10 protein-coding genes are annotated in these 12,341 nt (G+C 72.4%); 2 read left to right on the forward strand and 8 right to left on the reverse strand.

Translation table 11 applies throughout. The annotated features are described in order from the left end of the window. Positions 1 to 28: 28 nt before the first annotated feature. On the reverse strand, positions 29 to 703 hold the full coding sequence (locus ACZ6QO_RS05370) for a TetR/AcrR family transcriptional regulator (RefSeq protein WP_465847881.1): 675 nt from the start codon (positions 701 to 703) through the stop codon (positions 29 to 31). Positions 704 to 774: 71 nt separating this feature from the next. Here ACZ6QO_RS05370 and ACZ6QO_RS05375 point away from each other — a divergent pair, with 71 nt between their 5' ends. Further along, positions 775 to 1,893, forward strand: a complete 1,119-nt coding sequence (locus ACZ6QO_RS05375) for a serine hydrolase domain-containing protein (protein WP_465847883.1) — start codon at positions 775 to 777, stop codon at positions 1,891 to 1,893. A 106-nt stretch (positions 1,894 to 1,999) separates the two neighbouring features. Here ACZ6QO_RS05375 and ACZ6QO_RS05380 read toward each other — a convergent pair whose 3' ends face one another. From ACZ6QO_RS05380 to ACZ6QO_RS05400, 5 genes are all read right to left on the reverse strand, one after another. Next, positions 2,000 to 3,208, reverse strand: coding sequence for a cellulose binding domain-containing protein (locus ACZ6QO_RS05380; RefSeq protein ID WP_465847884.1), 1,209 nt, complete (start codon positions 3,206 to 3,208; stop codon positions 2,000 to 2,002). 341 nt (positions 3,209 to 3,549) lie between these two features. After that, complete coding sequence (locus tag ACZ6QO_RS05385) at positions 3,550 to 4,608, reverse strand: HAMP domain-containing sensor histidine kinase (RefSeq protein WP_465847886.1); 1,059 nt, start codon at positions 4,606 to 4,608, stop codon at positions 3,550 to 3,552. Next, a complete protein-coding gene (locus tag ACZ6QO_RS05390; RefSeq protein ID WP_465847887.1) occupies positions 4,605 to 5,276 on the reverse strand; it encodes a response regulator transcription factor in 672 nt (223 codons plus the stop codon). The genes ACZ6QO_RS05385 and ACZ6QO_RS05390 overlap by 4 nt, the downstream gene beginning before the upstream one ends. A 12-nt stretch (positions 5,277 to 5,288) precedes the next feature. Beyond that, complete coding sequence (locus tag ACZ6QO_RS05395) at positions 5,289 to 7,148, reverse strand: serine hydrolase domain-containing protein (protein WP_465847888.1); 1,860 nt, start codon at positions 7,146 to 7,148, stop codon at positions 5,289 to 5,291. Positions 7,149 to 7,310: 162 nt separating this feature from the next. After that, positions 7,311 to 8,555, reverse strand: coding sequence for a cellulose binding domain-containing protein (locus ACZ6QO_RS05400; RefSeq protein WP_465847890.1), 1,245 nt, complete (start codon positions 8,553 to 8,555; stop codon positions 7,311 to 7,313). Positions 8,556 to 9,194: 639 nt separating this feature from the next. Here ACZ6QO_RS05400 and ACZ6QO_RS05405 point away from each other — a divergent pair. Then, positions 9,195 to 10,028, forward strand: coding sequence for an SDR family NAD(P)-dependent oxidoreductase (locus ACZ6QO_RS05405; RefSeq protein WP_465847892.1), 834 nt, complete (start codon positions 9,195 to 9,197; stop codon positions 10,026 to 10,028). A 106-nt stretch (positions 10,029 to 10,134) separates the two neighbouring features. Here the strand turns inward: ACZ6QO_RS05405 and ACZ6QO_RS05410 are convergent, their stop codons facing one another. Both ACZ6QO_RS05410 and ACZ6QO_RS05415 read right to left on the reverse strand, forming a co-directional pair. Next, positions 10,135 to 11,079 (reverse strand): acyl-ACP desaturase, encoded by a 945-nt coding sequence (locus ACZ6QO_RS05410; RefSeq protein WP_465847893.1) that lies wholly within the window; start codon positions 11,077 to 11,079, stop codon positions 10,135 to 10,137. A 180-nt stretch (positions 11,080 to 11,259) separates the two neighbouring features. After that, complete coding sequence (locus tag ACZ6QO_RS05415; RefSeq protein ID WP_465847895.1) at positions 11,260 to 12,222, reverse strand: ferritin family protein; 963 nt, start codon at positions 12,220 to 12,222, stop codon at positions 11,260 to 11,262. Positions 12,223 to 12,341 lie beyond the last annotated feature (119 nt).

A 12,341-nucleotide genomic window follows, 5' to 3' on the forward strand; every position in this document is an offset into this window, starting at 1 on the left:
GTCGGAACCCGATCGCGTGCGGGCTGTGTCACTCGCCGGTTGGAAGGGGCCGGGGGATCCGGGTTTCCATCTCGGTGAGCTGGGCGGCGATGATCGATTCGAACACGGCCTCGCGGTTCTCGTAGAGGGGACGGATGTCGCGGGCGAAGTGGGCCAGTGCGGGGAAGCGTTCGGGGTCGGCGCCCAGCACGGCGACGCGGAACGACTCAAGGCCCTGTTCGCGCTCTTCGGGAGTGACGCTGCCGGCCGCCCCCTCGGAGGAGATCAACGCGGCGAAGAGGACCGCGAGCCGGTGGTAGTGCGCCGGGATCTCCTCGTCGGGCAGGCCCGACGCCCGCAGGGCCCCCAGCACCTCTTCTATGACCAGCCGGGAACCCGCGCCGCCTGACGCGTAGCGTCCCCAGATCGCGGCGACCTGGGGATGCCGGCCGAACGCCTCCTTCACCCGCATGGCCACGGCGGTGATGCGCTGTTTCCAGTCGCCCTCGGGGCGGTGGCCGTCCATGGCGGTGACGAGGATGCGGTCGGTGACCGCGCGCAACAGCTCGGTCTTGTTGCGGAAGTGCCGGTAGAGGCTGGAGGAGTCGGTCCCGAGCGCGGCGGCGAGCCGGCGCACGCTGAAGGAGTCGGCGTCGCTCGTGCGCAGCATCCGCTCCGCCGTGTCCAGGATCTCCTCGGTCGACCAACGCCTGCGGCCTGCCATGCCACCCCTCTCTCCAGACTCGACCCTACCGTTGCACGCGCCGTTGCACGCACCGCGTGCATAATGGGGGCATGGAGAATTCATCAGACGCCGTGGCGCTCGAAGCCGCCATGGAGAAGGTGCACCGTGCGGGGATCCCCGGGGTGTTCGCCGAGGTACGCGACGGCGACCACCTCTGGCGGGGCGCGGCCGGGGTCGCCGACGTCGCCACCGGCCGTCCCGTCACGGCCGGGATGCGGCACCGCGTCGGCAGCGTCACCAAGACCTTCACCGCCGCCGCGGTGATGCGGCAGGTCGAGAGCGGCCAGATCGGGCTCGACACGTCGATCGGCCGTTACCTGCCGCGACTGGTCCCTGGCGAACGCGGTGACGCGATCACGGTCCGGATGCTGCTCGATCACACCAGCGGCCTCGCCGAATACCTCCCCTACGCCTACCCGTCCCTCAAGGCGTTCCCCTCCGTGGCGGACACCAGGCCCGACAGCCTGGACGACCACCGGCTCACGCGGTTCGACCCGGCCGATCTCATCGCGATGGGGGTCGCGGCCCCCGCCGTCGGCGCGCCGGGCGGCGCTCCGGGGGTGTACTCCAACACCAACTACCTGCTCCTCGGCCGGCTGCTGGAACAGGTGACCGGCACCACGGCGGAGAAGTACATCACCGAGGACGTCATCGAGCGCGCAGGGCTTCCGGGCACCGGGTTCCCGGACGGACCGCATGTCGAGGGGCCGCACTCGCGCCTGTACGAGGCGTGGTTCGGCATGATCGAGCCGCCGCGCGACTACAGCGTGCACGACATGTCGTGGGTCGGGCCGGCGGCCGCGCTGGTCTCGACCGTCGCCGACCTCAACCGCTTCTACGGCAAGCTGCTCGCCGGGGAGATCGTCCGCCGGTCGTCGCTGGAGCTGATGCGGCGCACCGTCCCGGTCGTCTCCCAGGAGGGCAAGGTGATCGACTACGGCCTCGGCCTGCACCCGATGGAGATCCCCGGCGGCGGCGCCTTCTGGGGGCATGGCGGCACGGTCTGGGGCGGCGGAACGCTGTCCATGACCCGTGCCGACGGCCGCCGGCAGCTGTCCATAGCGGTCAACCTGCAGCGGTGGAACACACTCGACGCCTCGGGGAAGCCGCGGCCCCACCCCATCGACGACGCGCTCGCGGCCTTCTACCGGGTGGCGATGTCCGGCTGATCATGTGGCGTGTCCCTCCCGGCCACGGGCGGCTCGTACGGCCGCTGAGAGCTCGATACGGCCGGGAGGGACTCGCCGCGCTACGGCGCGGTCGTGCTCCGGACGGTCAGCCCGAGGCGCAGGGGGCGTCGTTCAGGGTGAAGGCGGTCGGGGAGGGGTTGCCGCCGGAGTGGGCGCCGTTGAAGCCGATCATCTGGGACTGTCCGGGTGCGAGGGTCTTGCCCCAGTCGGGTGCGGTGGCGGTCACGGTCCTGCCGGTCTGGTTCCAGGTGGCCACCCAGCCCCAGGTCACGTGCTGGGTGGTGAGGGGGAAGTCGAACATCAGCCGCCATCGCTCGATCGGCGTGCTGCCGGTGTTCTTGATGATGACACTGGCGGTGAAGCCGGTCGTCCAGCTCGTGGTCGTGTAGGTGACCGCGCACGTCACGGAAGGCGTCGGCGTCGGCGTCGCGGAAGGCGAGGGGGCGGTGTAGGTGGCGGAGTTGGACGGGGAGCTCAGCAGGGTGCCGGCGGTGTTGCGGGCGATCACCTGGAAGGTGTACGACGGCTCGTCGCCGACGGTCGCCAGGGTGCGCGGGAGCGAGCTGTCTATCGAGTAGACCCACTCGGAGGAAGAGCGGCGGAAGGCGATGAAGACGACCGATCCGCCGGCGTCCTCGGTGGACCAGCTCAGCGAGACGGTGCCCGAGCCGAGCCCGGAGCCGACGCGCAGGTTCGTCGGCGCGTGCGGGATGAGCGGTGCGGGGGAGGGCCCCGGCGTCGGCGGCTCGACCATGGCCGTGGCCTTGGTCAGCAGGCTGGGCACGCTCCTGTTGCCGGCGGCGTCCACGGCGACCACGTAGAACAGGTAGTCCCGGCCGGGGGTGAGGTCGGACACATCGGCGGTGACCAGGCTCGTCGGGGACGCGGCGACGATGCGCGCCCGCGCCAGGGTGAACGGGACGTTCGCCGGCGAGCCGTACGCCCAGGCGTACACCTGGTACCCGGTGACCCCGACGTCGTCGGTGGACGGTTCCCAGGTCAGGCCCGCGACGCCGTTCAGGTACACGTTCCGGGGAGACGGCGCGCCGGGTTCGCTGGGCGGGGTGGTGTCCGCGGCGACCTCGCCGGTCCGCGCCGTGCCGGACCCGGGGACGAGGGCGGGGGCCGGTACCGCGCCGGCGGCGGGTACCGCGCCGGCGGCGGGCATCGGGCGGGAGGCGGCGCCCGAGGCGGGCATCGGGCCGGCGCCGAGCACGGCCGCCGTGGCGGCGGCCGCGCACAGTCCGAGGAGAAGACCGCGTAACGCGGTCGCACGATGACGGGTGAAGTGCATGACAAGCCTCATTCGACGGGCGGACAGGACCCCCGGGCGGGCTTGCCCGCGGCGTGCCGATCGGGAGCGGGTGGCCCCGGCGGACGCTCGGGCGGCGCTGCGGACGACCGGCGGTCGGACGCCGGAGCGGCCGCACCACCGGGCACGAGCCTGGCGGCCGGTCGTCACATCGCCACCCGAGCGGGAACGGGGCGACCCGCACGTTATGTCAGAGATCATGCGTCCGGCAGGTGTGACGGTCCAGCGTGCGCGCGACCGGAGCGGGTTTCAGGACAGGTCAGAGACGGCGCTTCGCCGTGACCGGCTGAAACTTTCAGCCACCCGGCGAGCGCAGGGTTTCGTCAGCGGCGCAGGGTGAGGCGGAAGGCGGAGCCGGGGCCGGATTCGGTGGGGGAGCGGACGGTGAGGGTTCCGCCGTGGGCCTGGGCTGTCTGGACGGCGATGGGGAGGCCGAGGCCGGTGCCCGGGACGTCGCGGCGGCCGCGCCAGAAGCGCTGGAAGATGTGCTCCTGCTGGTCGGCGGGGACGCCGGGGCCGTGGTCGGTCACGGTGACCACGGCCCACGACCCGGTGAGCCCGACGTCCACCTCGACCGCCGAGCCGGCGGGCGCGTACCTGATCGCGTTGTCCACCAGGTTCGAGATCGCCCGCCGCACCGTGGGGGCGTCCACCGAGCACTCGACGGCCGGCGGTCCGGTGGTCACGAAGTCGATCTTCTTCGCGGTCGCCGGCACCCGTGCCTCGTCGAGGACGTCGCGGACGATGGCCGCCAGGTCCGCCGGGCGCCGCTCGATCACCCGGGCCCGCCCGCGCGCCTCCACGAGAAGCTCCTCGATCGTCGTCTCCAGCCGGGTGATCGTCTTGCGGGACCGTTCGAGCCCTTCGCGGTACACCTCGACGGTGGGGGAGGGGTGGGCGAGGAGGACCTCGGTGCCGGTCACCAGCACCGACAGGGGCGTGCGCAGCTCGTGGCTGGTCTCCTCGACGAGCCGGCGCTGCGTCTCGGCCGCCCGCTGCAACCGGTCGAGCATCGCGTCGAAGCTCGCCGCGAGCCGCACGACCTCGGCCGGACCGTGGTCGAGCCCGATGCGCAGGCCGAGGTCGGTCCCCTCGATGTCCTCGGCGACCTCGCGCACGCGCTCGATGGGACGCACCGCCCGGCCCGCCCACCACCAGGCCAGAGCGGCGGCGGCCGGGGCGAGCGCGAGGATCGTCCAGGTGACCCAGGCCGAGTGGTGGGTGGACGTGCTGCTGATCGTCTCGACGCCGTCGACCGCGTTCGCGGCCGTCTCGTCGTCGGTCAGCAGGATCACGCCGAACAGCAGGAGCGCAGGGACGTAGATCGCCAGGAACCCGAGCGCGGCCAGCCGTACTCGCAGCGACCCCCAGGCGCGGCTCATGCCGGCACCGTCAGCCGGTAGCCGGCGCCGGTGATCGTGACGATGGGGGCCGGCTCGCCCAGCTTCCTGCGCAGCCGGCTCAAGATGACCCGGACGGAGGAGGTGAACGGGTCGGCGTGGGCGTCCCACACGTGTTCCAGCAGGTCCTCGGCCGACAGCACCTGCCCGGGGTGGCGCATGAAGTACCTCAGCATGGAGAACTCCCGGGCGGTGAGCCGCAGTTCGGCGCCGGACCGCCACGCGCGGTGCGCGGCGAGGTCGAGCGTCAGTTCGCCGACGCGCAAGGTCGTCCCTTGCTGGTCGCCGCGGCGCGCCAGGGCGCGGAGCCGGGCGACCAGCTCGGCGAAATGGAATGGTTTGGTGAGGTAGTCGTCCGCCCCGGCGTCGAGCCCGGCCACCCTGTCGTCCACGGCGTCGCGGGCGGTCAGTATGAGCAGGCGGCCGGGCCGGTGCAGCTGCGGGTCGTCCGCCAGGCGGCGGACGAGGTGCAGCCCGTCGCCGTCGGGCAGGCCGAGGTCCAGGCAGGCGACGTCGTACTCGGTCGTCCGGAGCGACTCCTCGGCGCCGACGTAGGTGCCGGTGACGTCGACGGCGTACGACTCGTTGCGCAGGCCGAGGGCGACGACCTCCGCGAGGTCGGGGTCGTCCTCCAGCAGCAGGATGCGCATGACCGCCTCCCCTCAGTCCCGCCCGTCCGGCCGGACGCGCGTGTCCCCGGCCTGCGGGGTGTCCGTCTCAAAGGTAGGGCCGTCCGGGTCCCCGGCCTGTGGGGTGTCCGTCTCCAGGATGGGCCCGCTCGTGTCCCCGGCCGGCGGGGTGTTCGCGTCCTTGGCCGGCCGGGCGGTCGTGGTGCCCGCCGGTCCGGAGATGGTGAGGCCGCCCGCCGTGAACTGCAGGGTCACGTCGGGGCCGGTGCCGGTCGGGTCGTCCGGACGGTAGCCGCCGTCGCCGGACGCGACGAGCGGCAGCTTCGGCGGCTCGGACGGAACCTCGGCCGCCCCGATGCCGCCCTCCTCGTTCAGCGAGTACCAGCCGATGACCACCTTGTTCCGCGCGGTGATGGCGACGTAGGTGCGCACGTCGCCGCCGATGACGGCCGTTCCTTCGAGCGTGAACCCGCTGATGGGGCCGAACGACCGCTCGAAGCCCGCGCGTTCCTCGCGGCCCTCCTGGGTCTGCCCGCCGAGCAGCGCCAGCACGCGCTGCTCGTTCGCGCGCAGCTCGGCGGCGGGCACGCGCCGCGGCGGGAACAGCGCCGCGACGGCGTCCGCGCCGTTCGCGGAGATCGCGGTCCGGCCGCCGGTCGCGGTCACCTCGAACGAACCTCCCGAGTCCAGCCGGTAGGTTCCGGCGATGGCGGCGGCGCGGGCCGCGTCGCCGTCCCCGGCCTGCTCGGGAGGAGCCGGCAGCGGATCGCCGGAGATCAGGGCGGGCCCCACGGCTTCCAGCAGCCGCTCGGCGGTCACCTTGGGGGTGTTCGACGCCATCGCGATGACCTGCCGCCGTTCGGGGAGCCACGCGACGACGGCGTTGTGCCCGACGTCGCCCCCGCCGCCCGCCGTGACGAGGAACGGCGTGCCGAACTTCGACTTGCCGTAACGCACCCATCCGGGCGTCTCCGAGGTCCCGTCGCCCTGGTCGTACCCGGGGCGGCTGATGGCCTTCACCGACGCCGGGGACACGATGCGGCCGGTGAACAGCGCGTACGTCCACGACGCGAGGTCCCGCGTCGTCATCGCGAGGCCGCCGTTGCCGTCGAGCGCCCAGTGCGGCCCGGCGAAGTCGCCCATCTGGCCGGGCTCGCCGTCGTCGAGGTACCCGGTGGCGCGCGGCCCCGGCGCCGCGGGCTCGCCGTTCCAGAACCCGCCGGCGACGGCGCCGCCGGGAAGCCGCAGGGTCGTCGCCGTGGTGTGCTCGCGGTAGCCGGTCCCCGACACCTTGTCGATGATGAGCGCCAGCAGCGTGTACCCGGCGTTGGAGTACAGGTATCCGGCGCCCGGCCGGAAGGCCGGCGTCAGCCGGTCGATCGCCGTCAGCGCGGCGCGGCGGCTGAGCGGCTTGTAGTCCGAGCCGTGCGATCCGTTGAGGCCGCTGGTGTGCAGGAGCAGTTGCCGGACGGTCGCCTTGGCCACCGGCCCCGTCAGCTCAGGGAGGATCTCGCCCGCCCGGTCGCCGAGCGACAGCTTTCCGGCGTCGACCAGGCCGAACACCGTGGCGGCGGTGAACGCCTTGGTGACCGACCCGATGCTGAACACCGTACTCGGGGTGATCGCCGTGCCGGCGGCCTTGTCGGCCAGCCCGTAGCCGGCGAGACAGCCGAACGTCCCGTCCGTCGATACGGCGATCGAGCCGCTGAAACCGGCCTTCGCCCACGCGTCGAAACCGTCGCCGAGCCTGCCGTCGCACTGGGACCCGGCGGCGCGCGTCGCGACCGCCGCCGGCGCGGCCGGTTCGCGTTCCGCCGCGCCCCCCTGGGCGTCACACGCCGCGCACAGAGCCACCACGGCGGCCGTCAGCAACGCGCCACAAGACTTGTTCATGCGAGCGACCGTACGAACACCGCTGCGAACCTGATGTGAACGAACCCGCCGAGGCCACCGCCCACCGTCCCGTGCACGCGCGGGACGGTGGGCGCGTGGCCGGCCGCCGGGGACGCCCGGCCTTCGCCGGGCACCTCGCGCGGCTGGACACCCGCGCTGTGCCTACCCGTCCTTGGTGCAGGCGGCGCCGTTCAGGGTGAAGGCGGTTGGGGCGGGGTTGCCGCCGGAGTGGGTGCCGTTGAAGCCGATCCGTAGGGACTGGCCGGGTTTGATGGTCTTGTTCCAGGCGGTGTTGACGGCGGAGACGGCCGTGCCCGTCTGGGTCCAGGTGGCCGACCAGCCCGAGGTCAGATGCTGGGTGGTGAGGGGGAAGGCGAACGCCAGCCGCCATCCCTCGATCGGCGTGCCGCCGGTGTTCCTGACCGTGAGGTCGGCGGTGAAGCCGGTCGCCCAGCTCTTCGCCGTGTAGGCGACCGCGCAGTTCGCAGTGGCCGAAGGGGTCACGGAGGGAGTCACTGAGGGAGTCGGTGAGAGGGTCGGGGAGGGTGACGGCGAAGGGTTGAGGTAGGTGGCGGCGTTGGACGGGTTGCTCAGGTTGCCGTCGTCGTCCCGCGCCACCACCTGGAACGTGTAGGACGCCTCGCCGCCGATTCTCACCATGGTGCGCGGAAGCGGGCTGTCGTCCCCGAGGCTCCATTCCGAGGAGGAGCGGCGGAACACGGGCCAGTGGATCGTGGTCGTGGAACCGCTGGTCGCCCACTGCATCCCCGCGTAGTCGGGGGCGGGACCGGCGTAGACGCGCAGGTCCCAGGGCATGGGCGGCCACGACGGACTGGGGGACGGGCTCGGGAACGGCGGCTCCGACATGGCCCTGTTCATGGCGAGGAGGCTCGGCACGCTCCTGTTGCCGGCGGCGTCGAGGGCCACGACGTAGAACACGTAGGCGCGGCCGGGCATGAGGTACTTCACGTCGGCGCTGACCTGGGTGGGCGTGTGGCTGAAGTCCGCCTGGACGCGGCTGAAGGAGACCTCGGCCGGGGAGCTGTACGACCAGGCGTAGATGTCGTACCCGGTGACCCCGACGTCGTCGGTCGACTGCGCCCAGGTGAGGCCCGCGACCCCGTTGCGGTAGACGGTCCGGGGGGTGAGCCCTAGGGGTTCGCTGGGCGGGGTGGTGTCGGCGGCGGCCGCACCGGCCCGCGCCGGGTCGTGAGCGGCGCCCGCGGCGGCCATCGGCCCCGCGGCCGCCATCGGTCGCGCGGCGGGCGGCAGGCCCGCGGCGGCGCCGGAGGCGGGCGTCAGGCCGGCGCCGAGCAGGGCGGCCGTGGCGGTCGCCAGGACGGCGGCCGCGCAGCCCGCGACCAGAGGCCGGCGCGACGCGGTCCCACGAGGACGGGGAAAGGGCATGAGGAGCCTCTCGTCGAGCGGACAGGACCTCGGACGGACCCGCCCCCTGGGCGCAGGGCCGGAAGCCGGTGCCGCCGGACGCGCGGGCGATGCCGGCGCGCCACCGGCCGTCGCATTCGGAGCGCTCCCGTCGGACGCGCTCGCGACCGGCCATCGCATCGGCTCCCCCGAGCGGAACGGCGACACGCGCCGTCCACCTTCGATCGTGCGCCGCGGGCGAGGCCCGGTCCAACGCCGGTCCGGCCCCCGGCCGATCGGCCGCCTGTCACGACAGGTCAGGGCGGAGTGGCGGTCGTGTCAAGGTGAAACTTTCAGCCCAGAGCGCAGGGTCGAGTTCGATCTCCGTGGGCCGTGTCATTTCGAACCGTCATGTATCGCATTACGCTAGCCTCCATGGTCGCGGCGTTCGAACCGGTTGGCGAGGTCCGTCATGCGAGCCTGACGACGACGAGGGTTCCTCTGCCGATGACCGCCCTGCCCTGCCGCGTTCACCGTCATGGACATCGTGTTCGACCTTGTGGTATCGCCTCCCGGCCACGCGCCGACCCGTGGGCGACGACCTCGTCAAGGGGTTCATGGCCGCAGTGGAGCAGGGCGCACATCTTCTGATCACACAGCGATCGACCTGGGAGACCAGCAATGACCCTTTCACGCGCCATCCTCATCACCGGCGCCACCGACGGCCTCGGCCTGGCCCTGGCCGAACGCCTGGCGGCCGAGGGCTCCGACCTGATCATGCACGGTCGCGACCAGGCCAAACTCGACCGCATCGCAGCCGAGTTCGCGGCCCGCGGCTTACCCAGGCCGCGGACCGTGACCGCGGATTTCGCCGACCTCGACCAGGTCCGCCGCATGGCCGCCGAGATTCGCGCATCGGTGGGCCGGCTCGACGTCCTGGTGAACAACGCCGGCATCGGCTCGGGGCAACCGGACGGCCGCACCCGCCGCACCAGCGCCGACGGCTACGAGCTGCGCTTCGCCGTCAACTACCTCGCCGGCTTCCTGCTCACCCTCGAACTCCTGCCGCTGCTGCGCGCGTCGGCGCCGGCCCGCATCGTCAATGTCGCCTCCATCGGCCAGTACCCGCTCGACTTCGATGACCTGATGGTGGAGCGCGACTACGTCGGCGGCCGAGCCTACGGTCAGAGCAAGCTGTCCCAGATCATGTCCGGCTTCGAACTCGCCGCACGCCTGCCCGCCGACGAGGTCACGGTCAACAGCCTGCACCCCGCGACCTACATGCCCACCAAGATCGTCCTCTCCGAGAGGGGACACAGCATCGACACGCTGGAACTCGGCGTGACCGCCACCCACCGGCTCGTCGCCGATCCGGCACTCGCCGGCACCACCGGACGCTTCTACGACCGCACCCGCGTAGCACGCGCTCACCCCCAGGCGTACGACAGCGCGGCCCGGCGGCGTCTGTGGCAGGCGAGCCTGGAACTCACCAAGGCCGAGGACCCCTGGGGCTAGGCACCGCTGGAGCGGAGGCCGGGGGTGCTCGACCAGACCGGCCTCCTCGTCCTCCGCCGTCCGGCCGGCGTCCTCGCGTTCGGACGCAGGGCGGGGGCCCGCCGGACTACGCCTGGTTCGCCGCGGCGGTGGCGTCGCGGGCGCGGCGGGCTTCGCGGCGGTCGACGAAGCGGGAGGCGGAGACCTCCAGCCGGGCGAGGAAGTCGGCGAGCTCCTCGCGGGCCTTCTCGCCCCCGGCGTCCAGGCCGGTGCGGTCGAAGACCGACCACTGGCGCAGGACGGGCATCAGGACGTCGTCCAAATGCAGGCGCAGGTCGTAGATGCCGGCGTTGGCGATGGTCATCGCCTTGCGGGTGAAGCCCTCGATGCCCGTGCCGGGCATCTGGAAGGTGGTCACCACGTCGGTGACGGCGCGCATGGTCTGGCTCGGCGCGAGCTTGAAGGCCGCGTCGAGCAGGTTGCGGTAGAAGAGCATGTGGAGGTTCTCGTCGGCGGCGATGCGGGCGAGCAGCCGCTCGCAGTCGGGATCCTGCGAGGCCTTGCCGGTGTTGCGGTGCGAGATGCGGGTGGCGAGCTCCTGGAAGGAGACGTACGCCAGCGAGTGCAGCACACCCTCGTAGGAGTTGGTGAACCCTTCGCCCATGTGCGTCATGCGGGCCCGTTCGAGCGCGACCGGGTCGACCGCGCGCGTCACCGTCAGGTAGTCGCGGATGGCGACGCCGTGCCGGCCCTCCTCGGCCGTCCACCGGTGCACCCAGGTGCCCCAGGCGGCGTCCCGGCCGAACGTCGTGGCGATCTCGTGGTGGTAGCTCGGCAGGTTGTCCTCGGTCAGCAGGTTGACGATGAGGGAGACCCGCGCCTCCTCGGGGATCGCCGAGTCGGTCTCGGACCACGCGTCGCCGCCGAAGACGCCGTCGTAGTCGCGGCCGCGCGACCACGGGATGTACTCGTGCGGGAACCACTCTTTCGCCACCTTCAGATGCCGGTCCAGCTCGCCGGCCACCACCGGCTCCAGCTCGAACAGCAACTCGGTGTCGTTGAACTCACGCACGAGAAATTCCCCCCGTCGACTACCTGGCCATAACCTACGCTAGCGTAAGTTACGGCGCTTCGCGTCCGGCGGAGGTGCGTTCCGCGGCCGGCGCCATGTCGGCCGCCCCGCGATCGCTTCCCGCCCTCGTGCCGGTCGTGGCGACGGGAAGCGATCGGGTCGTACGGTGGCGCCGGTGCGTCACCTGCCGAGGTCGGTCAGGGCCGTGGTGAAGGCGGCGGCGTGCTTCAGTTCGTCGCCTGCGGTGTCGGCCAGCAGCTCGGCGGCCTCGGTGTCGCCGGACGCGGTGGCCTGCCGGGCATAGCCGGGGTACATCTCGGTACCTTCTTGGGTTTCGCCGGCGATCGTTTCGGCCAGGTTGGTCCTGGTGTCGCGGACCACGCCGGCGAGTTGCGCCTGTTCGGCGAAGTGCTCGGTGAGTTCGGTCCGCGCCGCGCTGTTGAACAGGTCGGCCAGCTTGGGCACGCCGGTCTCCCGGGCGCGCTCGGCGTACATGTCGTACTTCAGCCCGGCGAACGCCTCTCCCTGCATCGCGGTGCGCAGGTTGCGCAGCGTCTGCTCCGACGACACCCGCGACTCCCCGGCCCTGACGCTCGCGGGCTTGGCGGTCAGGCCGGAGGGGATGGTGGCGCCCGAGGACGGGTCGGTGATGGCCTTCAGCGCCTGGGCGAAGTCGTCCCGGTGCCGGGCCTCGTCGCCGCTGATCTCGGTGAAGAGCTCGGCCGCGCCGGTCTCGCCGGCCGCCTCGGCCTGGTCGGCGAAGTCCTTGTACATCCGGGTCGCCTCGTAGGTCTCCCCGTTGATGGCTTCGCGCAGGTTGGCCGCGTTGTCGCCGACCATCCCGAGCAGGTCGGCCTGCTCGGTGAAGTGCTCCTTGTACTCGGTGTCGGCGGTGCGCTCGTACATCGCCTTCACCTCTGGGAGGTTCTCGCGTGCGGCCTGGGCGGCGTAGGCGCGGTACTTGGCGTAGGCCATCGCCTCGCCCTTCATGGCGTTGGTCAGGCTGGCGCGCGTCGAGGACTGGACGTCCTCGGTCCTCGGGCCCGCCGCGGCCATCGCGCCTCCGACCGGCACGACGAGAACGGCGACGGTGCCGAGGACGACGGCCCCGGTCTTCCAGCTCATGAGCTCTCGGGCGTTCATATGCTCCCCCGATCGGCGTGTCGCTGAAGCCGGCGCCGGGGCGCGGCCGCCTCACGCGGCGTTCCGCCTCGGCACGGGGTGGACGCGGCGCTGCCGGACCGTCCACGCCGGTTCGTACA

Source organism: Sphaerisporangium sp. NPDC049457, from assembly GCF_055586705.1.